This is a genomic window from Microbacterium sp. NPDC055599 (genome assembly GCF_053618975.1).
Window position 1 is genome coordinate 28,692 of record NZ_JBSHIM010000021.1, and the last position, 26,362, is coordinate 55,053.

General features: G+C 71.1%; 28 protein-coding genes and 1 pseudogene. 10 read left to right on the top strand and 19 right to left on the bottom strand.

From position 1 onward, the window contains the following. Positions 1-135 precede the first annotated feature (135 nt). Positions 136-372: a hypothetical protein gene (locus tag ACWGQ1_RS17000; protein WP_452313415.1), complete on the top strand. Its 237-nt coding sequence runs from the start codon at positions 136-138 to the stop codon at positions 370-372. A 58-nt stretch (positions 373-430) separates the two neighbouring features. Here ACWGQ1_RS17000 and ACWGQ1_RS17005 read toward each other — a convergent pair whose 3' ends face one another. From ACWGQ1_RS17005 to ACWGQ1_RS17035, 7 genes are all read right to left on the bottom strand, one after another. Beyond that, positions 431-1,309 carry a metal ABC transporter permease gene (locus ACWGQ1_RS17005; protein WP_205828273.1) on the bottom strand — a complete coding sequence of 293 codons (879 nt, stop codon included), beginning with the start codon at positions 1,307-1,309 and terminating at the stop codon, positions 431-433. Further along, the gene (locus ACWGQ1_RS17010; RefSeq protein ID WP_452313416.1) at positions 1,306-2,139 is read right to left on the bottom strand and encodes an ATP-binding cassette domain-containing protein; all 834 of its coding nucleotides are present in this window, start codon (positions 2,137-2,139) and stop codon (positions 1,306-1,308) included. Before ACWGQ1_RS17010 ends, ACWGQ1_RS17005 begins: the two co-directional genes overlap by 4 nt. Next, positions 2,136-3,152, bottom strand: coding sequence for a metal ABC transporter solute-binding protein, Zn/Mn family (locus ACWGQ1_RS17015; RefSeq protein ID WP_452313417.1), 1,017 nt, complete (start codon positions 3,150-3,152; stop codon positions 2,136-2,138). Before ACWGQ1_RS17015 ends, ACWGQ1_RS17010 begins: the two co-directional genes overlap by 4 nt. A 106-nt stretch (positions 3,153-3,258) precedes the next feature. Then, positions 3,259-4,950, bottom strand: coding sequence for a glycoside hydrolase family 13 protein (locus ACWGQ1_RS17020; RefSeq protein WP_136036819.1), 1,692 nt, complete (start codon positions 4,948-4,950; stop codon positions 3,259-3,261). 38 nt (positions 4,951-4,988) lie between these two features. After that, a complete protein-coding gene (locus ACWGQ1_RS17025) occupies positions 4,989-5,867 on the bottom strand; it encodes a carbohydrate ABC transporter permease (protein WP_136036820.1) in 879 nt (292 codons plus the stop codon). Next, positions 5,867-6,805: a carbohydrate ABC transporter permease gene (locus tag ACWGQ1_RS17030; protein WP_205814395.1), complete on the bottom strand. Its 939-nt coding sequence runs from the start codon at positions 6,803-6,805 to the stop codon at positions 5,867-5,869. Before ACWGQ1_RS17030 ends, ACWGQ1_RS17025 begins: the two co-directional genes overlap by 1 nt. Continuing rightward, complete coding sequence (locus tag ACWGQ1_RS17035; protein WP_205814396.1) at positions 6,802-8,127, bottom strand: ABC transporter substrate-binding protein; 1,326 nt, start codon at positions 8,125-8,127, stop codon at positions 6,802-6,804. The genes ACWGQ1_RS17030 and ACWGQ1_RS17035 overlap by 4 nt, the downstream gene beginning before the upstream one ends. 100 nt (positions 8,128-8,227) lie before the next feature. On the opposite strand from ACWGQ1_RS17035, the gene ACWGQ1_RS17040 reads away from it, so the two are divergent. Next, positions 8,228-9,448 carry an ROK family protein gene (locus ACWGQ1_RS17040; protein WP_247982392.1) on the top strand — a complete coding sequence of 407 codons (1,221 nt, stop codon included), beginning with the start codon at positions 8,228-8,230 and terminating at the stop codon, positions 9,446-9,448. A gap of 74 nt (positions 9,449-9,522) precedes the next feature. Here the strand turns inward: ACWGQ1_RS17040 and ACWGQ1_RS17045 are convergent. The 6 genes and pseudogenes from ACWGQ1_RS17045 to ACWGQ1_RS17070 form a co-directional block, all read right to left on the bottom strand. Next, a pseudogene (locus tag ACWGQ1_RS17045) lies at positions 9,523-9,840 on the bottom strand (hypothetical protein); the annotation flags it as partial. Between the two features lie 66 nt (positions 9,841-9,906). Beyond that, positions 9,907-10,260: a hypothetical protein gene (locus tag ACWGQ1_RS17050; protein WP_452313418.1), complete on the bottom strand. Its 354-nt coding sequence runs from the start codon at positions 10,258-10,260 to the stop codon at positions 9,907-9,909. 282 nt (positions 10,261-10,542) lie between these two features. After that, on the bottom strand, positions 10,543-11,895 hold the full coding sequence (locus ACWGQ1_RS17055) for a dihydrolipoamide acetyltransferase family protein (protein ID WP_136032052.1): 1,353 nt from the start codon (positions 11,893-11,895) through the stop codon (positions 10,543-10,545). A gap of 24 nt (positions 11,896-11,919) precedes the next feature. Continuing rightward, positions 11,920-12,885, bottom strand: coding sequence for an alpha-ketoacid dehydrogenase subunit beta (locus ACWGQ1_RS17060; protein ID WP_168387233.1), 966 nt, complete (start codon positions 12,883-12,885; stop codon positions 11,920-11,922). Positions 12,886-12,896: 11 nt separating this feature from the next. After that, positions 12,897-14,024 carry a thiamine pyrophosphate-dependent enzyme gene (locus ACWGQ1_RS17065; RefSeq protein ID WP_452313419.1) on the bottom strand — a complete coding sequence of 376 codons (1,128 nt, stop codon included), beginning with the start codon at positions 14,022-14,024 and terminating at the stop codon, positions 12,897-12,899. A 96-nt stretch (positions 14,025-14,120) separates the two neighbouring features. After that, the gene (locus ACWGQ1_RS17070) at positions 14,121-15,188 is read right to left on the bottom strand and encodes a histidinol-phosphate transaminase (protein ID WP_136032044.1); all 1,068 of its coding nucleotides are present in this window, start codon (positions 15,186-15,188) and stop codon (positions 14,121-14,123) included. A gap of 52 nt (positions 15,189-15,240) precedes the next feature. Between ACWGQ1_RS17070 and ACWGQ1_RS17075 the strand changes: the two genes are divergently transcribed. Beyond that, entirely contained in the window at positions 15,241-15,645 is a 405-nt protein-coding gene (locus ACWGQ1_RS17075; RefSeq protein ID WP_136032042.1) for a phage holin family protein, read from the top strand. Position 15,646: 1 nt separating this feature from the next. Then, positions 15,647-16,327 carry a hypothetical protein gene (locus tag ACWGQ1_RS17080; RefSeq protein WP_452313420.1) on the top strand — a complete coding sequence of 227 codons (681 nt, stop codon included), beginning with the start codon at positions 15,647-15,649 and terminating at the stop codon, positions 16,325-16,327. A 25-nt stretch (positions 16,328-16,352) separates the two neighbouring features. Here the strand turns inward: ACWGQ1_RS17080 and ACWGQ1_RS17085 are convergent, their stop codons facing one another. Both ACWGQ1_RS17085 and ACWGQ1_RS17090 read right to left on the bottom strand, forming a co-directional pair. Then, entirely contained in the window at positions 16,353-17,636 is a 1,284-nt protein-coding gene (locus ACWGQ1_RS17085) for a hypothetical protein (RefSeq protein WP_378803002.1), read from the bottom strand. After that, positions 17,624-17,893, bottom strand: coding sequence for a hypothetical protein (locus tag ACWGQ1_RS17090; protein WP_136032036.1), 270 nt, complete (start codon positions 17,891-17,893; stop codon positions 17,624-17,626). Before ACWGQ1_RS17090 ends, ACWGQ1_RS17085 begins: the two co-directional genes overlap by 13 nt. A gap of 140 nt (positions 17,894-18,033) precedes the next feature. On the opposite strand from ACWGQ1_RS17090, the gene ACWGQ1_RS17095 reads away from it, so the two are divergent. Next, the gene (locus tag ACWGQ1_RS17095) at positions 18,034-18,555 is read left to right on the top strand and encodes a low molecular weight protein-tyrosine-phosphatase (protein WP_205812681.1); all 522 of its coding nucleotides are present in this window, start codon (positions 18,034-18,036) and stop codon (positions 18,553-18,555) included. Positions 18,556-18,578: 23 nt separating this feature from the next. Beyond that, positions 18,579-19,961, top strand: a complete 1,383-nt coding sequence (gene purB, locus ACWGQ1_RS17100; protein WP_136032033.1) for an adenylosuccinate lyase — start codon at positions 18,579-18,581, stop codon at positions 19,959-19,961. A gap of 12 nt (positions 19,962-19,973) precedes the next feature. Here the strand turns inward: purB and ACWGQ1_RS17105 are convergent, their stop codons facing one another. The 3 genes from ACWGQ1_RS17105 to ACWGQ1_RS17115 form a co-directional block, all read right to left on the bottom strand. Beyond that, on the bottom strand, positions 19,974-21,326 hold the full coding sequence (locus ACWGQ1_RS17105) for an MFS transporter (RefSeq protein WP_446724367.1): 1,353 nt from the start codon (positions 21,324-21,326) through the stop codon (positions 19,974-19,976). 127 nt (positions 21,327-21,453) lie between these two features. Continuing rightward, complete coding sequence (locus tag ACWGQ1_RS17110) at positions 21,454-21,816, bottom strand: hypothetical protein (protein WP_136032030.1); 363 nt, start codon at positions 21,814-21,816, stop codon at positions 21,454-21,456. Then, a complete protein-coding gene (locus ACWGQ1_RS17115; RefSeq protein ID WP_136036388.1) occupies positions 21,813-22,457 on the bottom strand; it encodes an acyl-CoA synthetase in 645 nt (214 codons plus the stop codon). The genes ACWGQ1_RS17110 and ACWGQ1_RS17115 overlap by 4 nt, the downstream gene beginning before the upstream one ends. A gap of 288 nt (positions 22,458-22,745) precedes the next feature. On the opposite strand from ACWGQ1_RS17115, the gene ACWGQ1_RS17120 reads away from it, so the two are divergent. Further along, entirely contained in the window at positions 22,746-23,678 is a 933-nt protein-coding gene (locus ACWGQ1_RS17120; RefSeq protein WP_136032026.1) for a hypothetical protein, read from the top strand. Here the strand turns inward: ACWGQ1_RS17120 and ACWGQ1_RS17125 are convergent. After that, positions 23,666-24,505, bottom strand: coding sequence for a sulfurtransferase (locus ACWGQ1_RS17125; protein WP_136032024.1), 840 nt, complete (start codon positions 24,503-24,505; stop codon positions 23,666-23,668). The genes ACWGQ1_RS17120 and ACWGQ1_RS17125 overlap by 13 nt on opposite strands. A 106-nt stretch (positions 24,506-24,611) precedes the next feature. On the opposite strand from ACWGQ1_RS17125, the gene ACWGQ1_RS17130 reads away from it, so the two are divergent. From ACWGQ1_RS17130 to ACWGQ1_RS17140, 3 genes are read left to right on the top strand one after another with little or no spacing between them, the layout of a single operon-like run. Then, entirely contained in the window at positions 24,612-25,271 is a 660-nt protein-coding gene (locus ACWGQ1_RS17130) for a GTP cyclohydrolase II (RefSeq protein WP_136032021.1), read from the top strand. Between the two features lie 17 nt (positions 25,272-25,288). Further along, positions 25,289-25,759 (top strand): MarR family winged helix-turn-helix transcriptional regulator, encoded by a 471-nt coding sequence (locus ACWGQ1_RS17135; protein ID WP_378822166.1) that lies wholly within the window; start codon positions 25,289-25,291, stop codon positions 25,757-25,759. 60 nt (positions 25,760-25,819) lie between these two features. Beyond that, positions 25,820-26,173 carry a helix-turn-helix domain-containing protein gene (locus tag ACWGQ1_RS17140; RefSeq protein WP_206252270.1) on the top strand — a complete coding sequence of 118 codons (354 nt, stop codon included), beginning with the start codon at positions 25,820-25,822 and terminating at the stop codon, positions 26,171-26,173. The last annotated feature ends 189 nt before the right edge of the window (positions 26,174-26,362 follow it).

The window sequence follows — 26,362 nt, forward strand, 5'->3', positions numbered from 1 at the left end:
CGGGACCGGAGTCACTCTCCGGATCGGATCGCGACACATGCCGCGCGCGCATATTGGGATGATTGCCTACGCATGACAGCGGATAGCCGTCATACGCGTACGCTAGAAGGGTAGTCCAAGACGGAGGAGCCGACGATGGAGAAGAGGAGCGCTCACTCGACACCCTCCGCCTCGCGCCCCTCGGGACGCATGATCGCTGGGTGGGCGTTCGTCGCCATCGGCACCTGGATGGCGTTCAGTGGGGCGGTCACCACCGCCGACGAAGGACTGCGCATGATGATGCTGATCGCGGGATCTTTCCTCGCCGGTGGCCTCGTGTTCGACGTCACACGGTGGCTCGTGCGCCGCAACCGGCCCCCGTCCGACGAGTGACTCCAGCCCCGGGCCGTCGTCCGTCAGGGCGGCGGCCCGGCACCATTCGCCGGCAAGGTCAGGCGGAGACGCGACGGACGCGCGACCGGGTCTTCTGCACGATCCAGCACACGACGTAGATCGTGAACGACAGCGTCGTGATGTACGGACTCACCGGGAGGGTGCCGGCGAGGGCGAGCAGGATGCCGCCGACCGCCGAGACGAAGCCGAACAGCGCGGCCAGCAGCGGAACCGCGACCGGACCCGCCGTGACCCGCATGGCCGCGGCGGCCGGTGTCACCAGAAGCGCCATCACCAGCAGAGCTCCGATGATGTGCACGCTCACCGCGACGATCAGGCCCAGCAGCACCATGAACAGCAGGCTCACCGCACGGGTCGGCACCCCGCGGGCCGCCGCCGACTCCGGGTCGAGCGAATCGAACCGCAGCGGGTTCCACATCACCAGCAGCCCGAGCAGCACGACGAGGCTGATGCCGATGAGCCACCCCAGGTCGGGGCTCGACACCGACACGATCTGACCGGTGAGGAGGCTGAAGCGGTTGGCGCTGCGTCCGTCGTACAGCGACAGGAAGAGGATGCCGAGGCCGAGGCCGAACGGCATGAGCACACCGACGATCGAGTTGCGGTCACGCGCCTTCGCACCGAGCACGCCGATGAGGATCGCCGCGACCAGGGCCCCGCCGAGTGAGCCGAACACCACGCTGCCGCCGAAGAGCAACGCGGCCGCGGCACCGGCGAAGGAGAGCTCGCTGACCCCGTGGACCGCGAAGGCGAGGTCGCGCTGCATCACGAACACGCCGATCAGGCCACCGACGATGCCGAGCACCGCCCCGGCGATGATCGAGTTCGCGAGCAGGGCGACGAGCTCGCCGTAGTCCTGGAAGGAGAAGATGTCGTCCCACCCGACGGCAGGGACGAGGAGGGCGGCGGCGGTCATGCGGTCCCTCCGTGGTCGTGGTCGTCGTGCAGGTGGTGGGGCTCGGCGTCGGGGACACCCACGACCACGAGCCGGTCGCCCGCTCGGAGCACGAACACGGGTGTGCCGTACAGGTCGCTGAGCACGCGCGTCTGCAGCACCTCGTCCGGGGTGCCGAGCAGGAAGCGCCCGCCGGCGATGTAGAGGATGCGGTCGACCCGGCCGAGGATCGGGTTGATGTCGTGCGTCACGAACAGCACCGCCGCCCCGCGCTCGCGCCGCTGGCGGTCGATGATGTCGGTCACGCCCACCTGGTTCGCGAGGTCGAGGTTCGACAGCGGCTCGTCGCACAGCAGCAGGGCCGGTTCATCGGCGAGCGCCTGTCCCACGCGGAGCCGCTGCTGCTCTCCGCCCGACAGCAACCCCACCCGACGGTCGGCGTAGTGCGCGGCGCCGACCGCGTCGAGCAGCGCATCGACCTTCGCGCGGTCGCCGCGGTGCGGGAACGGGAGGCCGAAGCGGCTGCCCTGCACGCCGAGCGCCACGAGATCCCTGGCACGCATGCTGGTGTCGGGGGCGATCGCGCGCTGCTGCGGGATGTAGCCGATGCGGGCGTTGCCGCGATGCACCGGCTCACCTGCCACGCGGATCGTGCCGCGCGAGAGGGGCTGGAGGCCGAGGATGCTGCGCAGGAGTGTCGTCTTGCCCGACCCGGAGGGTCCGAGCACGGCGATGAACTCCTCCGGCTGCACCGTGAGATCGAGGCCCGACCAGAGCTCGCGGTCTCCGCGGTGCAGTGCCCCGTCGGCGATCTCGAGCACGGGCGCCGCGCGGTCGACCGCGCCGCTCACGACTGGACGGCGGCGGCGAGGCTCTGGATCGCGTCACGCATCCACTCAGAGTACGACGATCCGTCCTCCAGCAGCTCCGTGAAGGCGACCACCGGCACTCCGGCGTCGTCCGCGGCCTTCTCGACCCGCTCGGTCTCGGCACCGCCCGTCTGGGCGTTGGTCAGCAGGGCGGTCACCTGTCCGGACGCGATCACATCGAGCGACTCGAGCAGTACCGCCGGCGCGACGTCGCTGCCCTCCTCGACCGACTCGGCGAAGCCCTCGGGCGTCACGTCGGTGAGACCGGCGGCCGCGGCGAGGTAGCCGGGCAGCGGCTCGGTCAGGAACACCGTCTTGCCCTCGGCGGAGGCCTTGAGCGTCTCGAGGTCGGACTCGAAGCCCTCGAGCTCGGCGACCAGCTCGTCGGCGTTGGTCGCGAACGTGTCCGCGCCGTCGGGGTCGAGCGCCGTCAGCTCGTCGGCGATGGCCTCGACCACGTGGATCATCGTGTGCGGGTCGAACCACACGTGCTCGTTGAAGCCCTCGATGTGGTCGTGGCCCTCGTGGTCGTGAGCCTCCTCGCCCTCGGCATGCTCGTGGTCGTGCGACTCGTCGGCGGCGGCGTCGTCGGCGTGGTCGTGGGCGTCCTCCTCATGGCCCTCGTTGCCGGGGAAGTCGTGGGAGTACTCGACGGCGGTGACGACGTGCGGGTCCTGGGCGTCCTGCAGCAGGCTGTCGATGAAGGCGTCGTAGCCGCCGCCGTTCTCGACGACGAGGTCGGCTTTCTGGAGCGTGAGCCGGTCGCGGGCGCTGGCCTCGTAGGAGTGCGGGTCCTGGGAGGCGGAGGTGATGATCGACTCGACGTCGACGCGGTCGCCGCCGATCTGCGCGGCGATGTCGCCGTAGACGTTGGTGCTCGCCACGACGGTGATCGTTCCGTCGTCGCCCTGCCCCGACGCGGCGGGGCTGGAGCATCCGGCCAGCGAGAGGGCGGCGACGGAGGCGAGGGCGAGAGCGAGCGCGGGCTTCTTCATGATGCCAGCGTAAACGCTAATGAGAACCATTATCAAATCGAACGCTCCGCGGACGGGAAAGGCGGAGAGCGTGCGACCACGCCCTCCGCCTTTCGTCACCCCCGACTCACCCCACGAGCCCCCGCGGCGCGATCCATGCGGTCGCCTCCGCGGGCAGCGCGGAGCCGTCCAGCGCCACGGTCGACAGCACCGCGTCCTCCGCGGCCGCTCCGAGCTCGAAAGGCTCCGTGCCGAAGTTCGTCACGACCTCCCAGCCGTTCGGACGACGGAACCGCAGCACGTCCGCACGACCCGTCTCCCTCCACTCCAGGCTCTCGCCGGTCTGCAGCAACCGCCGCAGCCGCAGAGCCTCGCGGTAGAGGTTGAGCGTGGAACCGGGGTCGGCATCCTCCACCTCGACCGCAGCCGCGGCGAACCACGCCGGCTGAGGCAGATGCGCGCCGCCCTCGCCGAACCCGTACGAGCTGCCCGACGCCGTCCACGGCAGGGGCACACGGCACCCGTCGCGGCCGAGACCATCGAAGTCGGCCCCGCGGAAGAACCCGGGGTCCTGCCGCTGCTCCGGCGCGATGTCGGCCACCTCGTGCAGCCCGAGCTCCTCGCCCTGATACAGGTACGCGCTGCCGGGGAGGCCGAGCAGCAGCAGGGTCGCGGCGTGCGCCCGGCGCAGTCCGCCCTCGCGGTCGAGCCCGTCCTCCGGGCCGCCGGCACGCACCCACTCCGTGCCCTGCTTCACCGCGCGACCGCGCAGCGGCGGAAGGCCGTACCGCGTGGCGTGGCGGGTCACGTCGTGGTTGGACAGCACCCAGGTGGTCGACGACCCTGCGGCGTGCGCCTGGGCGAGGTTGTCGGCGATGATTCGCTGGAAGTCGCCCGCATCGAAGTCGGCCACGAGCAGATCGAAGTTGAACGCCTGGCCCAGCCCCTCCGCGGAGGCGTACTTCGCCCGGCGCTCCGGCGTCTCCACCCACGCCTCGGCGACGGCGGTGCGCGGCGGGTCGTACTCGTTGAACACTCGACGCCACTCGGCGTAGATCTCGTGCACGTCGTCGCGGTCGATCATCGGGTGGGTGCCCGAGGTGCGGTCCATCGCGTCGAGCTGGGCGCGCGACGGCAGCGGCTCGGTGAGGTCCTTCGTGAGCATGTGGGCGACGTCGATGCGGAACCCGTCGACGCCGCGGTCCGACCAGAAGCGCAGTGTCGTCAGGAAGTCCTCGCGCACCTCGGGGTGGTCCCAGTTGAGGTCGGGCTGCTCGACCGCGAAGTTGTGCAGGTACCACTGACCGTCGGCCACGCGCTCCCAGGCGCTGCCACCGAAGATCGAGATCCAGTCGGTGGGCGGCTCCGCACCGTCGGGCCCCGTGCCCTCCCGGAAGATGTAGCGCTCCCGCGCGGCCGACCCACGCCCCGCGGCGAGCGCCTCCTGGAACCACGCATGCTGGTCGGAGGTGTGGTTGGGGACGATGTCGACCACGACGCGGATGCCGCGCGCGTGCAGCGCCTCCACCATCGCGTCGAAGTCGGCCAGCGTGCCCAGGCGCGGGTCGACGTTGCGGTAGTCGGCCACGTCGTAGCCGCCGTCGGCGAGTTCGGACGGGTAGAAGGGACTCAGCCACACCGCGTCGATGCCGAGCTCGGCGAGGTAGTCGGCACGGGAGACGATGCCGGGGAGGTCGCCCAGTCCGTCGCCGTCGGCGTCGGCGAAGCTGCGGGGGTAGATCTGGTAGACGGCGGCCTGGCGCCACCAGGTCGCGGTCTTGTCGTCTTCGCGGGTCTCGGTGAGCAGCGAATCGGTCATGAGGGGTGGAACTCCTTGCTTTCTTGCGGTGGTCGGTGTCAGCCCTTGACGGCACCCTGCGTGACGCCCTCCATCACCCAGCGCTGAGTGAAGAGGTAGGCGACGATCGCGGGAGCCATCGCCATGAGGTACGAGGCGAAGGCGACGTTGTAGTTGTTGCTGAACTGGTTCTGGAAGAGGTTCTGCCGCACCGGCAGCGTCTGCAGTGCCGGGTCGGAGATGATGAGCGACGGCATCATGAAGTCGTTCCAGGCGTAGAGGAACGCGAAGATGCCGACGGTCGCGCTCATGGGGGCGAGCAGCGGGAAGATCAGCCGCCAGAAGGTCTGCCACGTGGTCGCCCCGTCGATGCGGGCGCTCTCCTCCAGCTCGATCGGGATCGACCGCAGGAACGCCGTGAACAGCAGCACGCTGAAGCTCAGCTGGAACATCGTGGCGAGGATGATCACGCCGAACGGGTTGTCGAGTCCGACGCGTCCGGTGAGCTGGATCTGCGGCAGCGCCACGACCGGGAAGGGGATGAACATCGCCGCGAGCAGGTAGAAGAAGGAGTACCGGAACAGCCGGCGGTCCCAGTTGCGCACGATCGCGTACGAGGCGAAGGCCGCGAGCACGATCGTGGCGACGACCGTTCCCGCCGTGACGAGCAGGGAGATGCCGGCGCCGACGGGGAACTTCGTGAGGTTCCAGGCCTGCACGAATCCGTCGAAGCTGAACGGCGCGGGGAACGAGAACGCGTTGCCGTCGACGGCCTGACCGGTGGTCTTGAATGCCATCGAGATCGTGACGTACAGCGGGATGAGGACTGTCGCGGTGCAGAGGATCAGGATGATGGTGCCCGACCAGTTGACGCGCTCCATCTTCTCGCGCTTCTTCCGGCCGCCGGCCGGGGCCGTGGTGAGGGTCTGCGTGGTCATCAGAACGTGTTCCTTCCGCGGGTCAGCGAGAGCTGGAAGACCGAGATGAGCACGGCCACGATGAAGAAGATCGTGGCGTTGGCCATCTGGTAGGCGTAGTCGCCGCCGTTGAAGCCCGCGATGATCGTCATGGCCACGCTGCGGGTGGCGGTGCCCGGTCCGCCGTTCGTGAGGCCGACGATGATGTCGTAGGCGTTGAGGAAGCCCTTGAACCCGAGGATCACGTTGATCACGACATACCCGGCGACGAGCGGGATGGTGATGCGAGTGAGCTGCTGCGTGCGGCTGGCCCCGTCGATGCTGGCCGCCTCGTACACCTCGCCCGGCACCGACAGCAGACCGGCGATGTAGATGAGCAGCGTGCCGGGCACGGCCTGCCACGCGGTGACGATGACGATCGCGACCCACGCGAGGTCGGGGTTGGCGAGCAGGCTGGTCTGCAGCCACTCGATCCCCGTCGCGGCCCCCGCCGCGGGCAGCGAGTTGGAGAACAGGAAGTTGAAGACGTAGGCGATGATGATGCCCGAGATCACCATCGGGATCACGAAGATCGTCCGCAGTCCGGTCTTGAAGCGGATGCGGGAGGTGAGCCCGACCGCGAGGAGGAACGCGATCACGTTCACCACGATCACGGTCGCGATGGAGAAGCCGAACGTGAACAGGTAGCTCTGCAGGATCGCGGGATCGCTGAACAGGGCGATGTAGTTGGTGAGGCCGTTGAAGCTCCATTCACCGATGCCGATCGAGTCGGTGAAGCTGAAGAAGATGCCGATCACGCCGGGGACGGTGATCGCAAGCGTGAAGATCACCAGGGTCGGCAGCAGGAAGAGGTAGTAGATCGGCTCGACGCGGCGGGTGTGCCGGCGGAGCTTCCGCTCGCCGCCCGTCACGATCGCGGTGGTGCTGGCACCGGTGTCGGTGGCGGTGGTGGTGGTCATGGCGCGGACTCCTCTGTCTCGGCCGATGCGGAATCCTGCGAGGTCGGGATGGGAGCGCGGAAGGCGATACGGGCCCAGTCGGCGTCCATCGTGCGGAGGATCGACGACGGCGCGGCGCCGAGCACCATCGCCTGCGCATAGTTGAAGATCGGCAGGGTCTTCGGAACGAGCACGGACGGGCCCTGGTAGATCTTGCCGTCGTCGTAGTACGGGATCATGCCCTCGATGCGCGGGTCGTCCGGCGCTGCCGCGTCGGTCGTCGGGGTGAACCCGAGCTGCGAGGCGTTGTACTCCTCGATGTTCTCGGGGAGGTAGAGGTACTCGAGGAAGTCGCGGGCGGCCTCCTGGTGCCGGGACTCCACGGGGATCATCGCCGCGAGGTCCATGTTCACCCGCACCGCGAGGTCGTCGGGATCGTCGGTCATGGGCAGCGGGAAGGTGCCCAGGGGCAGATCGGGAGCGGTCTTCGCGATCTCGCTGAACGCCCACGGCCCCTGCAGGTACATCGCCGCCTCGCCCTTCGCGAAGGCGAGGTTGCCGTCGCCGTAGCCGCGACTCGGGGCGTCTTCATTGGTGTAGTCGTTCGCGAGCTGCATCATCTTGTCCATCGGCTCGGCGAAGTCCTTCTGGAACGAGACCTCGGAGTCGGGACCCACGTCGGTACCCTCGGCGGCGAGGGCGTCGAAGAACTCGAGCACGTCGAGGGAACCGCCGACCGCGTAGTCGTACCAGCCCTGCGCCACGGTCCAGTCGTCCTTGAAGGTGCCGTAGAAGGGGTCGATGCCCGCCTCGCGCAGCTGGTCGCACACGGCGATCAGCTCGTCCCAGGTCTGCGGCACCTCGAGCCCCTGCTCCTCGAAGATCTGCGTGTTGTAGATGACGGAGGCGGCCATGACCGAGTACGGCAGGGCACTCGTTCGGCCCTCGCACGAGCCGTACTGGTCCATCAGCGGCTGCAGGTCGTCGCGGATGCCCGCCGCGGCCTCGGTGTCGGAGAGGTCGGTGAGCGCGCAGCGCTGCACGAACCGGGCGACCTCGTAGTTGTAGTTCGCGAGCATGATGTCCGGCGGGTTGCCGCGGACGAAGCTGGCAGAGACGACGTCGACGCCCGAGGTGTCGATCTCGACGCGGACGTCGTTCTGGGAGGCGTTGTAGTCCGCGACCAGGTCGGTCATGAACGGGATGGCCTCGCGCTTGCTGAAGGTGAACCGGATGGTCTCCGGCCCGTCCCCTGCCGCGCAGCTCGTGAGCGCGACGCCGGCGAGAACCAGGCCGAGCGCTCCGGCGATCCCGCGCAGCGGGCGTGTTCGTCGTGCAGACACCGTTGTCCTTCCGTCGGTAGATCTGGGGACTAAATCTAGTGAGCGAATCTAGTCCGTCAGGAGGTACTGTCTCATCTGGGCGACAGAAAGGTCAAGGGGAGTGGCGGAGGTCTCGGCGGGATTGGGCACCGGGCGCGCGAGCGTCGGCGCCGTCCTCGACTTCGCCTGGACCGCCAGCGAGTTCACCGCCACCGAGGCCATGGCCGGCACCTCCCTCACCCGCTCGACCGCGATCGACGCGATCGACACCCTCGTGGGCGCCGAGGTGCTGCGCGAGCTGCCCAACGCCAGGGCCACGGGCGACTACCGCGCCGGACGCCCCGCCCGACGGTTCGCCCTCTCCCCCGACCTCGGCGTGGTGATCGGCGTCGACGCGGGCGACACCCACCTCGCGGTCACGGTCGCCGACCCGCTCGACCGCACGCTCGTGCATCACCGCACCGAGCTCGACCCGACCCAGAGCGCCGAGGCCCGCCGGGCCACGATCGTCGAGCGGATGAAGGCCGCCCGCAGCGAGGCCGGGGTCGACGCGGACCACGTGCTCGCGGTGTGCGTCGGCGTCGCCGCCCCGGTCGACCGCGACGGCATCTCCCCGCCGCACCCCCAGGGTTTCTGGGAGCGCACCAACCCCGGCCTCGCCGCGGCCCTGCACGACTGGGCACCCGTGGTCGAGGTGAAGAACGACGCCCAGCTCGCCGCGATCGCCGAGGGCACGCTCGGCGCCGCGCAGGACTGCCGCGACTACGTGGCCCTTCTCGCCAGCGAACGCTTCGGCGGCGGAGTCGTCGTCGACGGGCACGTGCTGCACGGGGCCCACGGCGGCGTGGGCGAGGGCGTGGTGTTCGACCACATCGTCGGCGTCGGCTCGGCGTTCGGGCTCCGCTATGCCCTGCAGGACCAGGCACGCGCCGCCGTCGAGTCGGGAGAGGCCGCGACCGACGGCTCCCTCGGACGGCTCGTGGCGGACGGCCCCGTGGAGCCACGGCTCGTGCTCACCCTCGCCGCCTCCGGCGACCCCGACGCGCTGCGGGTCGCCGAGCGGGTGGGCGCCACGGTCGCCCGTGTGGTCGGCGTGCTCGGCAGCATGTACGACCCCGCCCGCGTGATCGTGTGCGGCGCGGTGGCCGAGAGCGTGGAGCCGGTGCTCGCCGCCGCCCGCCGCATCCTCCCCGCGGAACTGCACCTGCCGGCGCCCGAGATCCTCGCGTCGTCGCTCGGTGCAGAGGTCGTGTCGGTGGGCGCCGTCGCGACCGCCCGCCGCGCCGCCCGGGAGCACGCCGTGCCGCTGCTCGCGGCCCGGCGCCTGCGCACGACCGCCTAGAGCGAGGACGGCCGGCCCCGGTGTCGGATCGCTGAGCGCGGCAGTCGGCCAGGACCCGGCGCGCGGGCCGACGATCAGGACACGACGACGGGCTCGTCGAGGAGCGGCGCGCGGAAGTTGGAGCCGACGTGCGGCCCCTGGGCGAAGTAGTGGCGGAAGGCGTAGGAGAGCGGGTTCCACTTCTCCGTGTCGATTCGATCCGGCCCGTGCGTCTTCAGGATCTCTTCGTGCACGTGGACCCGCAGAACCTCCGCCTCGACCGCCAGAGCGTTGCCATCGTCGATCGGAACGACCTGCGCGACGCGCGCTTCGATCTGCACCGGGCACTCTGCGATCCGTGGCGGGACCACGGGGTCCGACGGGACCGGGCTGAAGTTCCCGAGGCCCCATTTGTCGCGCTCGTGACGATAGGCGGGAACCTTCTCGGCGGGAACGGGCGAACGCCCCGGCGCCTCGCGTCAGCAGCCGAGGTTGTCGATGACGACGTACATCTTCTTGCCGTCCTGCGCCCACCCCTCGGCCCGCGCGAGCGCAGCCTCCTGTGACTCGTACTGCCCCACCGGTCCCGGCTCGGAGATGACCCAGGTCGGCTCGAAGGCGTTGGAGACGGTCGAGAAGCTCAGGGCGCACTGGACCGCGGCGATACTGATCCCGCCGAGCTTCTCGGATTCCTGCTTCATGGTGTCGCTCAGACGCACCCAGTCCTCGGTGATCCGGTCCGACATCGTCCCGTAGGACTCCCCGGCCCCTGCCTTCACCTGCGCGTCGACCTCGGCCAGAACGGCCTCCGGGATCGGCTCGCCCCACTTCACGGCGTAGAACTCCGACGCGACCGGATACGCGCGGATGAGGTCGTCCGCCGCGTTGATCTCGGCCGCCTGCGCGGTGGTGAGCAGATCCCCGGCCCGGATCTCGGGCGTCGGGGTCGCGGTCTCGACGGCGGCGGCGTCGTCCGCGGGAGCCGGTTCCGGTGCGCAACCGGACAGAGACAGGAGCGCCAGCGCTCCGATGAGGAGAACGGCGAGGCGCGCTTCGTGCGGGGTGGGGTCACGGTCCCATCATGGCGTGAGCACCGCGACCCACCCGACCACACCTCAGTCCACGAGGAGCGCGGGCTCCTCCAGGACCGAGGCGACGTCGGCGACGAAGCGGCTCATGCCGTCGCCGTCGATCACGCGGTGGTCGAACGAGCCGGCGACCGTGGTCACCCAGCGCGGACGCACCTCACCGTCGACGACCCACGGCTTCTGACTGATCGTGCCCATCGCCACGATGCCCGCCTCGCCCGGGTTGATGATCGGCGTTCCCGCATCCATCCCGAACACACCGATGTTCGTGATGGTGATGGTCCCGCCCTGCTGGTCGGCCGGAGGCGTCTTGCCCTCCCGCGCGGTCAGCGTCAGCCGGTTCAGGGCTCGGGCGAGCTCCTTCATGCTGAGGTCCTGGGCGTCCTTGATGTTCGGCACGAGCAGGCCGCGCGGCGTGGCGGCCGCGATGCCCAGATTCACGTAGTGACGGACGGCGATCTCGGCCCCGGCCTCCGTATCGATCCACGCGGCGTTGACCATCGGGGTGCGTCGCACCGCCCAGATCACCGCGCGTGCCATGAGCAGCAGCGGCGAGACCTTGATGTCGGCATAGTCCGGCGACGCCTTGAGGCGCTTCACGAGCTCCATCGTGCGGGTCGCGTCGACCTCCTTCCACACCGTCACGTGCGGGGCCGAGTACGCACTCTGCACCATCGCCGACGACGTGGCCTTGCGCACGCCCTTCACCGGGATCGATTCGGTGCGGTCGTCGCCCGCCGCCGAGGGCCGGGTGGCCGTGAGGCCCCGCGCCAGCCCGGACGGCGCCGCCGACGGAGCGGGCACCGTCTCCTCGCGCACACTCCCCCACTCGGGCGTCTCGATGTTGCGGAACACGCTGGCCTGCGAGGCGTGCTTCACCACGTCGTCCCGGGTGACCTCGCCGTCCGCACCCGTCGGGGTGACCGTGGTGAGGTCGACGCCGAGGTCGCGGGCGAGCTTGCGGATGGGCGGCTTCGCGATCACGCCCACCGACGACCGCACGGGGCGCTCGGCCGGACGCTTGCGGCGCGACGTCGCCCCGCCGCCCGAACCGTAGCCGACCAGCACCGAGCCGCCACCCTCCTCGGGAGCGGGTGCTTCGGCCGTGACGACGGCGCCGGGACCGGCGTCGTCGCGGGCATCCGTCACGAACGTGATGATGGGGGTCCCGACCTCGACCGTCGCTCCCTCATCGACGAGCAGCTCACCCACGACGCCCGCGTGCGGAGAGGGCAGCTCGACCAGCGACTTCGCGGTCTCGATCTCGCAGATCACATCGTTGATGGCGACCCGGTCGCCCGGTGCCACCTTCCACGCGACGATCTCCGCCTCGGTCAGACCCTCACCGACATCGGGAAGGGGGAAGTTCTGCGTGCTCATGCGTGATCCTCTCGTGGACCGGATTCAGTAGGCGAGGGAGCGGTCGACGGCCTCGAGGATGCGGTCGGCATCCGGCAGGTACGCGCCCTCCAGCTTGGCGGCAGGGAACGGCGTGTCGTAACCCGACACCCGCAGCACGGGCGCCTCGAGCGCATAGAACGCGCGCTCCATCACGGTCGCCGCGATCTCGCTGCCGAGGCTCGTGTGACCGGGAGCCTCCTGCGCGTAGACCATGCGGCCGGTCTTGCGCACCGAGCCCAGGATGGGGTCGTAGTCGACCGGCGACAGCGACCGCACGTCGACGACCTCGCAGCTCGTGCCCTCGGCCTCCGCGAGCGCCGCGGCCTGCAGCAGCGTGGTGACCATCGCGCCGTGGCCCACGAGGGTCACGTCGCTGCCGGTGCGCACCACCCGGGACGAGTGCAGCGGCACGGCCGACGCGTCGAGCTCGACCTCCCCCTTGGGCCAGTACCGGCTCTTGGGTTCGAGGAAGATCACCGGGTCGTTCGACGCGATGGCCTCCTGGATCATCCAGTACGCGTCGTTCGCGGTCGACGGCGACACCACGCGCAGACCGGGGGTATGCGTGAAGTACGCCTCCGGGCTCTCCTGGTGGTGCTCGACCGCGCCGATGTGGCCGCCGTAGGGGATGCGGATCACGATCGGCAGGCTGAGCGAACCCGCGTGGCGGTTGGTGAGCTTCGCGAGCTGCGTCGTGATCTGGTCGAACGCCGGGAACACGAACCCGTCGAACTGGATCTCGACCACCGGACGGAACCCGGCCATCGCCAGGCCGATCGCGGTGCCGACGATGCCCGACTCCGCCAGCGGCGTGTCCAGCACCCGCCGGTCGCCGAAGTCGCGCTGCAGGTGCTCGGTGATGCGGAACACACCCCCGAGCTTCCCGATGTCCTCACCCATCAGGAGGACCTTCGGGTCGTCCTCCATCGCCTTGCGCAGCCCCGCGTTCAGCGCCTTGCCGAGCGGCATCGTCTCCAGGGTCACCGGGCGTCTCCTTCGAACGAGGCCTCGTACTGCGCACGCCACGCCTTCTGCTGATCGATCAGCGGGTGCGGGTCGCTGTACACGTGGTCGAACATCTCGTCGGGGTCGGGCATGCCGAGGGTCACCGTGCGCGCGCGCAGATCCTCCGCGGCGTCGGCCGCCTCCGCGTCGACCTCGTCGAAGAACCGCGCTGAGGCGCCGCGGTTCTCCAGGAACGCGCGCATGCGCACGATCGGGTCGCGCCCCTCCCACACCAGCTCTTCGTCGTTGCCGCGGTACTTGGTGGGGTCGTCGCTCGTGGTGTGCGCACCCAGCCGGTAGGTCACGGCCTCGATCGCGCGCGGACCGCCGCCCGCGCGGGCCTCGTCGAGCGCCACGCGGGACACCGCGTAGCTGGCGAGCACGTCGTTGCCGTCGACGCGCACGCTGGGAATGCCGTACCCGGCGCTGCGCTGCACGAGCGGCACGCGCGACTGGGTGGTCACGGGCACCGAGATCGCCCAGTGGTTGTTCTGCAGGAAGAACACGGTCGGAGCCTGGTAGCTCGCAGCGAAGACCATGGCCTCGTGCACGTCGCCCTGGCTGGAGGCTCCGTCGCCGTAGTAGACGATGACGGCCTCGTCCCGCTCGGGGTCGCCGGTGCCCGAGCGTCCGTCGAACGCGACCCCCATCGCGTAGCCCGCTGCGTGCAGCACCTGCGAGCCCAGCACCAGGGTGTACAGCCGCGTGTTGCCGTTCTTCGGGTCGGTGGGGTCCCACCCGCCGTGCGAGACACCGCGCATCAGCTTGATGATGTCGAGCGGGTCGACGCCGCGGATGCGCGTGACCGCGTGCTCACGGTACGACGGGAAGATCGTGTCCTGCGCGCGGGCGGCGCGACCGGAGCCGACCTGCGCCGCCTCCTGGCCGCGGCTCGGGGGCCAGAGGGCGAGCTGCCCCTGGCGCTGCAGGTTCGTCGCCTGGGTGTCGATGGCCCGGATGCTCACCATGTCGCGGTAGAACTGCTCGAGCTCGGCGTCGGGGATCGCCTCGACGAGCGGCAGATACTGTTCGGCCTCCGCCGTGGGCGCGACCTTTCCGGTCTCGTCCAGCACGCGTACGAGGGGGGTCTCTGGGGTGCTCACGGGCCCCACGCTACCCGTGCCGGCATTCCGGGTCACGCATACCTAGGGCCCCCTCGTATCTTCGCGGAAGCCCGAGATTCCGCGGATCCCGGGGGGTCAGCGCTGGGCTGCGGCGACCTCCAGCACGCGGTCGAGCGACTCCTCCTCGCCGACCGAGATGCGGATCCCGTCGCCCGAGAAAGGCCGCACGATGAGGTCGGCGGCCACGAAAGCGGCGGCCACCTCGTCGGTGCGCTCCCCGGTGGGCAGCCACACGAAGTTGGCCTGCGAGTCGGGCACGTCCCAGCCGAGCGCGCGGAGCCCGGCCACCAGGCGCTCACGGCGCTCCACGATGACCGCGACGCGCTCGAGCAGTTCGTCCTCGGCGTCGAGGCTGGCGATCGCGGCGCTCTCGGCGGCGGACGTGACCGACAGCGGGATACCCGTGGTGCGTGCCGCGTCGAGCACCTTCTCGTGCCCGATCGCGTAGCCCACGCGGAGACCGGCCAGACCGTACGCCTTGGAGAAGGTGCGCAGCACGACCACGTTCGGGTGCCGCTCGAACACGCGGGCGGCGAGACCGTCGACGGCGTCGGGTGCGGTCACGAACTCGGCGTACGCCTCGTCGAGGATCACGAGCACGTCGGCCGGAACGCGGTCGATGAAGCGGTCGAACTCCGACGCCGTGATGATCGGGCCGGTCGGGTTGTTGGGCGTGCACAGGATGATGGCGCGCGTGCGGTCGGTCACCGCGGCGGCCATCGCGTCGAGGTCGTGCCGCGCATCGGCCGTGAGCGGCACCTGCACGCCGGTCGCCCCGGCCACGAGCGGCAGGCTCGGGTACGCCTCGAACGACCGCCACGCGTAGACCACCTCGTCGCCGGCCGACGCGGTCGCGAGGATCAGCTGGTGCAGGATCGACACGCTCCCCGAGGCGACGTGCACCTCGTCGGGCCGCACGCCGTAGCGCGCACCGAGACGCTCCCGCAGCCGCCCGGCCGTGGCGTCCGGGTAGCGGTTGATCGGGGTGGTGCGCTGCAGCGCGTCGACGACCGAGGGCAGCGGCTCGAACGGGTTCTCGTTGCTGGACAGCTTGAAGGCCTCGGGCCCCGCCTGCTTCCCCTGCCGATACGGCGCGAGGGCGGCGATGGCGGGACGGATGCGGGGCAGGATGGGCTCGGTCACGCGTCGAGTCTAGGCTGACAGCTCACGGTCGCCGTGGGACACTGAACGGACTATGCGCTTCATCATCCGCGTCGTCGTCAACGCCTTCGCCATCTGGGTCGTCACCCTCATCCCGGTCCTTCAGGTGACCGTGACCGCCTTCCCCCCGGGAGAGACCCTGCAGCTCGTGCTCACGCTGCTCGCGGTCGGCGCGATCTTCGCCCTGGTGAACACCATCATCGGCACGGTCGTGAAGGTCGTGGCCTTCCCGCTGTACATCCTCACGCTCGGGCTCATCGGCTTCGTGATCAACGGCTTCCTGCTGTGGCTGACGGCCTGGATCACGAGCAGCTTCGGCTGGGGGCTGTCGGTCGGCTCGTTCTGGTGGGGCGTGCTGGCCGCCCTGATCATCTCGATCATCAACGGGATCTTCGGCGCCATCCTGCGTCCGCAGAGCAAGCGCTCGCGCCGCGACTGACGTGGGGCCGTTCGAGCCGCAGCCCCTCGGCGAGCGGCAGGGACGAGGTGCGGCGGCGGGCGTGACGCGGCGCGCCGTGGTCGCCGCGGCCTGGAGTCTTCCCGTGGTCGCGGCCGTCGCCGCGGCCCCGGTCGCCGCGGCGAGCGCGACCCCGGAGCTGACGGCCTGGACCGTGACCGCGTGCGAGTCCGCCGACCGCATCACCCTCATGCTGCGCAACGACACCGCGGATCCCCTCCAGACGTACCTCGGGCTCACCGCCGACGGCGCTCAGCCGGACGCGGGCCCCGGCCCCCTGCTCTCCCCGGGGGAGACCCGCCCGTTCGGCTTCGGGCTCGTGCCCAACGGCGGATACACGATCCGCGCGAGCACCGACGAGGGGCTCCGGTTCCAGCAGCGCGTGGAGCTCGACTGCGCTCCGCTCGGACTGACCGCGCGGATCGACCCGGACGACGGCTCCGGCGTGCTGACCGTGCACGTGCGCAACGACTCGACGGCGCCCATGACCGTGACCGTCGCGTTCGACCTGGGCAGCGACGGCAGCCCCGAGTCCACGGACACCGTGGTGCTGGCGCCCGGCGAGGAGCGCGCCCTGCCCTACCCCGCCCCGCAGACGGACTTCACCGTGCGGGTGTCGAACGACCAGGGGTACGCGCTCGTGGAGTCGTTCGCGTTCGCCTAGCCGCACCGTGGCGGACCGCAGCAGTTCATCCGACGCGTTCGGCACGGTACTCCGTACGCTCCACCTCGGTGGCCTCGCCCAGTTCGGTCCAGTACCGGCCGAGGGCCTCGGCGCGCGGGTCAGACGACGCGTCCACCAGGCGGGCGGTCTCCTCGTACTCCTCGATCCCGTGCGACCCCAGTCCCAGATCGTCCGGGCCGGGCAGCGGTTCGACGAGCCTGCTGGCCGTGAAGCTGTCGGCCGAACCCGTGCCCTCAGCGGAGCCGCCCGTCGCGAGCCGGGAGACCACATCGTCGGCATGGCGCAGCTGCACGAGCGTCTGATCGTCGTCCAGCGTCGGCTCCGACGGACTGCCCGCCGTGATCTGCAGCTCCACGTCGAAGTCGCTCTCCATCGCGACGTGCGCGGCGATCATGCCCGACTGCGAGTACGCCACGACGTCCACACGATCCCCGGGCTGCGCCCCCGACGCTGCGAGCGCATCGAGGGTCGCCTGGTACGACGCCGACCGCGTACCGGCGTACAGCTGCACGTTCGAGCGCATGTCCCACGGCTCCGTCCCGGTCGGCGCGAGCGACACCGACCGCGTGCCGGAGAGATACGCCACGTAGCGGGTCGCACCGTCCTTCATCGTGTAGCGCTCGACGGCCACCTGGGCGCCGCCGCTCTCCGGAAGACGGCGCAGCGCCGCGGTGAGGTCGGCAGGAGCCCGCGGCGCGGACCGGGCGACCGCCGTCACGCGCACCGGATCGGCGTGACCCCGGAGGCGCTCCCCCGGCTGCACCTTCGCGAAACCGGTGGTCGAGCCGAGCAACTGGGTCACCGCCGCCGCCGGAGCCACCGACGGCCCGAGCCCGCCGAGGAGCAGCCCGGGGCCGAGGAGCGGACGGGTCGTCCACTGCAGCACGAGCGCGGTCGCGACGAGGCCGAGAGCCGGGTCGGCGGCGAGCAGACGGTCGAGCCGAGCCTGCGCCGCCGTGGCCGCGCCCGCATCCGTGTGAGCGAGCGCCTCGACCTTCGCCCGCAGCTCCACGATCTCGAACACGTCGGCCGTGCGTCGCGCTCCGTCCGCCGCGTGTGCGAGCTCGGCGGCGACCTCGTGCAGCACCTGGGCCGCGGCGCGCAGCGCGGGGAGCGGCACCCCCTCGAAGGCCTCGGGATCGGACGACACCGCGACTCGGGCCTGCTCGACCGCCGTCGCCGCTCGTCCGCACGCCCCCGCGGCCGCGGCGATCCGCGCAGCCACGGCCCGCAGCTCCTCGGTGTCGACCGCGATCACTCCGCCGTGGTCGATGCTCAGCCCGCCCACCGGTCGCCTCCCAGGCAGTGGTCGCGCACACCGCGGAGCCGTTCGACCTCGGCAGACGCGGCGTGGTGCTGCCGCTCGATCCCCTCGTGCAGCGCCCGGAGCGCTGCGGACTCCCACGCCGTGTCGTCGACCACCGCGCGCAGCGTGCCGACGGCATCGTTCAGCGCGTGCAGCGCATCGCCCAGATGGCTCGAGGCGCGGATGCGGGCCCAGACGTGCGGTGGAGTGTCGAAGGTGGTGGCGGTGAACGCGGTCATGGCTCCACCCTGCGCCGGTGCCGACATGGCTCCCGACCCGGTTCGCAGCGCCCGTGAAGAGATCGCGCGGATGCACAGACGTGCAGGAAGGGCGGGTCCCGGGAGGCCGCCGCTGTGCAGGAGGCGCCCCGACCGGCAGAATGGTCACCGTGACAGCCCAGGATCCCTTCCGCGTGATCTTCGTCTGCACGGGCAACATCTGCCGCTCCCCCATGGCCGAGGTCGTGTTCCGCGACCTCGCGGAACGCCAGGGCCTCGGCGCGCGGATCGTCTCGCGCAGCGCGGGCACGGGCGACTGGCACCTGGGCGAGCGCGCCGACCACCGCACGATCGACTCGCTCGCGCGCCGCGGCTACGACGGCTCGCAGCACCGCGCCAAGCAGTTCACGTTCGCGTCGTTCGCGGAGAACGACCTCGTGGTCGCGCTCGACCGCACGCACGAGCGCATCCTGCGGGAGTGGGCGCGCGACGAAGACGAGGAGGGCAAGGTCACGCTCCTGCTCTCGTTCGACCCGAACGCGCCGAGCCCCGACGTGCCGGACCCCTACTACGCGGGCGCCGAGATGTTCGATTCGGTGCTCGGTATGATTGAGACCGCCACGCGGGGGCTGTTCCGCCAGCTCGAACCCGCTCTGCGCCCGCCCCGCACGCCCCGACTCTGAGGGGCCCGATCAGGAGGACTCCCCTGACTTTCCAGCCCTCGCTCCCGCCGCAGCCCCTGAGCCCCCTCGACGGTCGCTACCGCGGTGCCGTCACCGGACTCGCCGACTTCCTCTCCGAAGCCGGGCTCAACCGCGCGCGCGTCGAGGTCGAGGTGGAATGGCTGATCGCGCTCACCGACCGCTCGCTCTTCGAGACGAGCCCGCTGTCGGACGCCGACAAGGAGCGCCTGCGCGCGCTGTACCGCGACTTCGGCCAGGCCGAGATCGACTGGCTCGCCGAGAAGGAGGCCGTCACGCAGCACGACGTGAAGGCCGTGGAGTACCTGGTGCGCGACCGTCTCTCGACGCTCGGACTCGACGCGATCGCCGAGCTCACGCACTTCGCCTGCACGAGCGAGGACATCAACTCCGCCTCCTACGCCCTCACCGTCAAGCGCGCGGTCGAGGAGGTCTGGCTCCCGGCCCTCGACACCGTGATCGCGAAGCTGCGCGAGCTGGCGGTCGAGCACGCCGACGCCGCGATGCTGTCCCGCACGCACGGCCAGCCCGCCACGCCCTCGACCATGGGCAAGGAGCTCGCGGTGTTCGCGTGGCGGCTGGAGCGCGTCCGTGCGCAGATCGCCGGCACCGACTACCTCGCGAAGTTCTCCGGCGCGACCGGCACCTGGTCGGCACACCTGTCCGCCGACCCCGACGCCGACTGGCCCACCATCGCCCGCGAGTACATCGAGGGCCTGGGGCTCGGCTTCAACCTCCTGACGACGCAGATCGAGTCGCACGACTGGCAGGTCGAGCTCTACGACCGCGTGCGGCACGCCGGTGGCATCCTGCACAACCTCGCCACCGACATCTGGACGTACATCTCGCTCGGCTACTTCGCGCAGATCCCGGTCGCCGGTGCCACGGGCTCGTCGACCATGCCACACAAGATCAACCCGATCCGCTTCGAGAACGCCGAGGCGAACCTGGAGATCTCCGGCGCCCTGTTCGCGTCGCTCGGGCAGACCCTCGTCACGAGCCGCCTGCAGCGCGACCTCACCGACTCCACCACGCAGCGCAACATCGGTGTCGCGTTCGGGCACTCGCTGCTCGCGCTCGACAACCTGCGCCGGGGACTCAACGCGATCTCGCTCTCGCGCGACGTGCTGCTCGCCGACCTCGACGGCAACTGGGAGGTGCTGGCCGAGGCGATCCAGACGGTCATCCGGGCCGAGGTGGTCGCCGGGCGCTCCACCATCACCGACCCGTACGCGCTGCTCAAGGAGCTCACGCGCGGGCACCGCGTCGGCGCGGCCGAGCTCGCGGCATTCGTCGAGGGTCTGGAGATCGGCGACGCCGCCAAGCAGCGCCTGCTCGCCCTGACCCCCGCGACCTACACGGGTATCGCCGAGCGCCTCGCCCGCTGAGCCCGCGCGCGGTCAGCCGGAGTACGACTCCACGCGGTCGCGCGGCATGAACGACGCCGCGAGCAGGGTGAGCAGCGCGGTCAGGGCGACCGCGATGAACACCCCGACCGACGCGTGCACGATCGTGCCGGGGTCGTCCGGCCCTGCCCCCTGGGAGATGATCGCGTTCGAGATCGCCCCGAACACGGCCACCCCGACCGCGCTGCCTGCCGAGCGGGCGAACGCGTTCATGCCGGTCACGGCGCCGCGCTCACCCCACTCCACCGACGACTGCGCGGCGATCAGGGTCGGCGCCGCGCTCCACCCCAGGCCGAAGCCCAGCACGAACGCGATCACGGCGAGCACGTACGGGTTCGGCCACGACGCGACCGAGGCCAGGACGATCGCCGCGACCGAGGCGATGCTCATGCCGATCAGCGTGGTGCGGCGGAAGCCGATGCGCAGGTACAACCGCCCCACGTTGGCCGCGGCGATGGGCCACCCGAGCGTGAGCGCGGCCACGGCGAGGCCCGACAGCAGCGGCACGATGCCGAGCGAGCCCTCCAGGTAGGTGGGCGCGAAGCTGGTCACGCCGATCATGAGCGCCCCCACGCCGAGCGAGACCAGGGTCGTGGTGAGGATGAGCCGGCGCGAGACGAGCCGCAGGTCGACGATCGGCTCCGGTGCCCGCCGCTCCACCAGCGCGAACAGCACCAGGGCCGCGATCCCCGCCCCGAAGCACAGCGCGCTCGGCGCCGACAGCCACTCCCAGGCGTTGCCGCCCTCGAGGAGTCCGAGGATCACCCCGGTCAGGCCGACCGTCAGCAGCACGGCCCCGAGGTAGTCGATGCGGTGCCGTTGCGTCTGCTTCTGCTCCGTGTACCGCCGCAGCAGCACCCACGCGGCGAGCAGGCACAGGGGGATGTTGATCAGGAAGATCCAGCGCCACGCGTCGAGCTGGGCGAACACGCCGCCGAGGGCCGGTCCGACCACCGACGACACCGCCCACACGCTGGCGATGTAGCCCTGCACCTTCGCGCGCTCGGCGACCGTGTAGATGTCGCCGACGATCGTCATCGACATGGGGGCGACGGCTCCGGCGCCGAGCCCCTGGACCACCCGGAACGCGATGAGCGCCGGCATGCTCCACGCGAGACCGCAGAGGATCGAGCCGAGCAGGAACAGGGCGATGCCGAGCAGGATGATGGGCTTGCGTCCGACCGTGTCCGCGAAGCGCGAGTAGATGGGCACGCTCACGGCCTGGGCGAGCAGGTACACCGAGAAGAGCCACGGGAACTGCTGGTAACTGCCGAGGTCGCGCACGATGCTGGGCACGGCGGTGGCCAGGATCGTGGCGTCGATCGCGATGAGACCCGTCGAGAGCATCAGCGCCGCGAGCACCGGTCCGCGTTCCGAGCGGAGCCCGACGGAGGCGCGATCGATGGGGGTGCTCACGTCAGGCACAAGCCGCCCGCCCGCCGGAGTATTCCGACGGACGGGCGGCTGAGGGTCGTCACTTCGCGGTGCCGGAGCGCCCGGGGGCCTGGTCGTCGCTGTCGGGCTTCTCGCCCGGCTCCGCGTCGTACAGCACCGGGCGGTCGATGGTCTTGGTCACATCGGCCGGGTCGACCGCGAGGATCAGCATCGCGAGGATCAGCAGGGTCACGATGAACGCGGAGCCACCCACGACCAGGCTCAGGGCCAGCGGCGTGAGCCCTTCGTACGTGCCGTTCGCGATGGCCGTGTTCACGCGCAGGGTGAAGGCACCGGTCGACACCAGCGTGACCACCATCGCGAACACGCCGCAGCCCAGCGCGATGCCGAGCAGGTGGAGCGGACGCAGGATGTCCCGCCGGGTGGGCTTCTCGTCGCTCATCGCTCTCCTCCGTGCTGGACCGGCTCGCTCTGGTCGTCGTGGGGGACCTCCGGCGCGTCGGCGCGCTTCGGGGTCAGTCCCGCAATGCCGAGGAAGACGGCGACGATCGCCGCATAACCGCCGAACATGCCCACGCCCAGGATGATGCCGGAGAGCACGAACGTGCCCGCCGCGTCGATCGTGTACTCCTGCACGAACCCGGCCGGGATCAGCAGCATCACCACCGCCAGCAGGAGCGTCAGCGCGCCGACCGTGATCGCGTCGCGGGCGAGCATCCCGCCGACGCGACGCGCCCGGATGCCCGCGAGCAGCTCGATCCCGCCGCTGAGCACCGCCCACGAGATCACCACCACGAAGAACACGTCGTCCGTGCGCCAGGCGGGGACGCCGCTCGCCATGCCGGCGAGGGCGCTCACCACGGCGAGCAGGATGGAGGACCAGCGCGAACCCGCGGGCAGCACCAGCCAGGCGGCCAGCACGTGCACGAGCGCCGTCACCAGCACGAACCCGCTGAACACCGACAGCCCCACCGGGGCGGAGTGATCCGACGAGAAGGTGATCATGAGGGCGGCGACGGCCGCGAACAGTGCGCGCAGCAGTTGCACGTGGCGCATGGTGAACGCGCGAGCAGGGGCAGACATGCAGAGTCCTCCGGGGTTTCCCCCCAGTCTACGCGGGGGCGGGAGACGCCAGCGCCGGGCGGATGCGCGTGAAGCCCGGCGGATCTCCCCAGATCGATTGCCGGGCTTCACGACATACGCAGCACGGGGGGCGTCACTGCGTCGGGCCGGACGGTCGCGGGGTCGGGCACCTCCCCCACACGTCAGAGCCCAGTGACCCACGTGCTCGCTCGGTCCCCTGAAGCGTGCTCGCGCGGTCTTATGCTCACTCTAGGGAAGTGTTCTTCACATACCGGACGGGGGGTTGTGATGGAGTACACGAACGGTGGCGTGCCGCGCCCACCCGGGCGCAGCGCCTTCGCCAGGGCACTGCGCGACGCGATCAACGCGAGACCCGTGACGCTCTCCTGGCTGCAACGCCAGCTCAAGGCACGCGGCAACCGGGTGTCGATGGCCACGCTGAGCTACTGGCGCTCCGGGTCTCGCCGGCCGGAGGGCGCGCAGTCGCTCGCGGCCCTGGCCGACATCGAGGACCTGCTCGGCCTGGAGGACGCCGCACTCAGCCGTCTGCTCCGCCCCAACCGCACCGGACCGCTCGGGGTGAGCGGCTTCCCCATCGACCACCGCGAGATCGAGCAGGCCGTGATCGACGCCTACACGGCGATGGGCAGCCCGTACCCCGACACGTCACGCGAGCTGACCACGCACTCGGTCACCGACGTCGACGAGCGAGGCAACGTGTCCTTCTGCTCCACCAGGAGCATCGTGCAGTCCACGACCGGCACCATCCACGCGATCCCGTTCCTGGAGATCATGCCGGGGCTGCCCTCCCCCGCCCCCATCCTTCGGGCGGTGTCGGGCGGGCGTTTCACCCGCCACTACTCGCACCCGGGCGGCGAGGTGCACGGCGCGCTGTTCGAGCTGGACGTGCCGCTCGAGGCGCCCGACACGGCGATGGTCGAGTGGTCGGTGGAGTACCCGCCGGGGTCGCCGCCGTCGCGCGACACCGGGCACGCGGTGGGCCGCCAGTGCCGGGAGCTGCTGGTGTGGACGCGATTCCACCCCGACGCGGTGCCCGACTGGTGCGAAGAGGTCGTGGAGACCCCGGACGGTCGCTCGGTCTCGCCCGTCCCGCTCACCCGCGGCACCTCCGTGCACCAGGTGCGGCGCGCGTTCGGCCCGGGCGCCCTCCAGCTGCGCTGGGGGTACGAGCCCGCGAACGCGGAGGTTCAGCCGGGCTGATCGCCCGTCGCGACCGGACGACCGGGGGTGTTCGACCACTGGCTCCACGAGCCGGGGAACACCCGGGCGTCGATGCCGACCTCGTGCAGCACGAGCGCCGTGTGCGCCGCGGTGACGCCGGAGCCGCAGTACGCCGCAACAGGGGTGCCGCGGGTGACGCCGACCCCTTCGAGCGTGGCGAGCACGGTGTCGCGGTCGAGCACCCGGCCGTCCGCATCGAGATGCAAACCGGTCGGGAGGTTGATGGCACCGGGGATGTGTCCGGCCACCGGGTCGAGCGGCTCGGTCTCGCCACGGTAGCGCTCGGGCGCGCGCACGTCGAGGAGCACGCCCGACTCCGGGAACGCAGCGGCCTCGTCGATCGTGAGGGCGTCGTCGCCGATCTCGTCGAGCACCACATCGCCCGGCTCCGGGATCACGTCGTCGGTCGCGGTGTCGTACCCGGCGGCCGTCCAGGCGCGGAGCCCGCCGTCGAGCACGCGCACACGAACACCGGCCTGCCGGAGCAGCCACCACGCGCGAGCCGCCGCGAGCCCCTTCGTGTCGTCGTACGCCACGACCGTGTCGCCCTCGCGCACGCCCCACCGGCGCGCGGCCGCCTGGAGCGTGGCGGTCGACGGCAGCGGGTGGCGCCCCGCGTCCGGCTCGCCGTGCGTGGACAGCTCCGTGTCCAGAGCCGCGAACACCGCGCCGGGGATGTGACCGGTGAGGTAGTCGGCGTGCCCGGCCTCCGGTCGATCGAGACGCCAGCGCACATCGATCACGCGGACGGGCGCCTCACCGGCGAGGAGGTCGTGCAGTTCGGTCGCGGAGACGAGGTCGCTCATGCTGCGAGGCTACCGACTCCCCGTGCGTCTTCGGTTCGTCGCGTCATCCGACGACACGACCTCCTCCCGTCGGGAATAGAAGCGGGCGGCGGGCGTTGCACCCCGCATGATTGAAAGTTCAACCGTCGCGCCGGCTGCCACCGAACGGACCCGCGTGCGGGTGCCGCTGCGCTTCGGCGACGGGTACACCACCACGGCCGACGTCGTGACCTTCGACGGACTGGTCGACGGACGGGAGCACCTGCTGCTCGGCCTCGGCGACTGGCGCGCGGCGCTCGACCGCGCGGCCGAGGGCGGCGATGCCCCGCTCGTCCGCCCGCACAGCGAGTGCCTCACCGGCGACGTGTTCGGCTCCGAGCGATGCGACTGCGGCCCCCAGCTGCGCGAAGCGGTCGAACGGATCGCCGAGCAGGGCGGGTTCCTGCTGTATCTGCGCCAGGAGGGTCGCGGCATCGGCCTCTACGCCAAGCTCGACGCCTACGCGCTGCAGGACGCCGGTCTCGACACGTACGAGGCGAACGTCGCCCTGGGTCACGGCGAGGACGAGCGCGACTACACGGTCGCCGCCCAGATGCTCCGCGCCGTCGGGGTCGACGGCATCCGTCTGCTGAGCAACAACCCCGACAAGGCCGTGCAGCTCGAGGCGCTGGGCATCCGCGTGACCGAGCGCGTGCCCACCGGCGTGCACCTGTCGGAGTCGAACTCGCGCTACCTGCAGGCCAAGCGCGACCACACCGCGCACACGATCGACCTGTCGGCGGCGTGACCGGCGGGGAGGACACCATGACGGCCCAGCGCTCGGAGCGGCGGCTCGACGACACGGAGATGGCGACGTGGCTGCCCGTCATCCGCTTCGTGCAGCTGCTGCCCCAGGTGCTCGACCGCACGCTCAAGGACGAGGTGGGCCTGAATCACGCGCGCTACGCGATCATGGTCACGCTCGCGGGGCGCGACGACGGCGCGGTGACCATGACGGAACTCGCACGCATCGCCGGTCTGAGCCGTTCGCGGCTGAGTCACGCGCTCGACTCGCTCGAGGAGCGGGGCTGGGTCGAGCGCACGTCGTGCAGTACTGACAAGCGCACGCTGTCGGCCGCGCTCACCTCCGCGGGCAGGGAGATGCTGCGCACCGCCGCCCCCGTGCACGTGGAGCAGGTGCGCGAGCTGGTACTCGACCCGCTCACCCCCGCGGAACGCGAACAGCTCCAGTCGATCCTCACGAAGCTGCTCCCGGGTGTGACCGCGGCGCTCTGAGGCGTTCTGCTCTGAGCAGAACGCCTCGAACCCCGCCGAGCGCCCGGATTATCGTGAGGCATGGCCGACATCGTCCCGTTCCCCCGCGCTCCCCGTCCCGCCCGTCCCCAGCCGAGCGACCCCGAGCCGCTGTGGCGGCAGCTGCTGGGCGACCAGCTCCGCCGTCGGCGGCACGACCGCGAGGAGACCCTCACCGCCACCGCCGAGAAGGCCGGGGTGTCGCCGCAATACCTCTCCGAGGTCGAGCGCGGGCTCAAGGAGCCGTCGAGCGAGATGATCGCCGCGATCGCCGGAGCCCTCGACACGAGCCTGGTCGAGCTGACCAGCGCCGTGGCCGACGACCTGCGCGCGACTGCGGCCCCGGCATCGGCGGCGGTCTCGGCCTCGCGCGGCGCGTTCGCCCTCGCGGCCTGACCGCGCACGCGGCGCCCGGCTTCGTCGCCGCGTGCCCTCCCCGGTGGAGCCCCGGGTTCGCCGTCGCGCCGCCGCACGCCCCGCCCGCACGCGCCGCCCGGTGGAGCCCCGGGGCCGACGCGGCACCGCAGCGCCGGCCCCGGGTCCGGGCGTCACCCCGCGTCGCGCGGCCCGAGCACGGTGTCGATC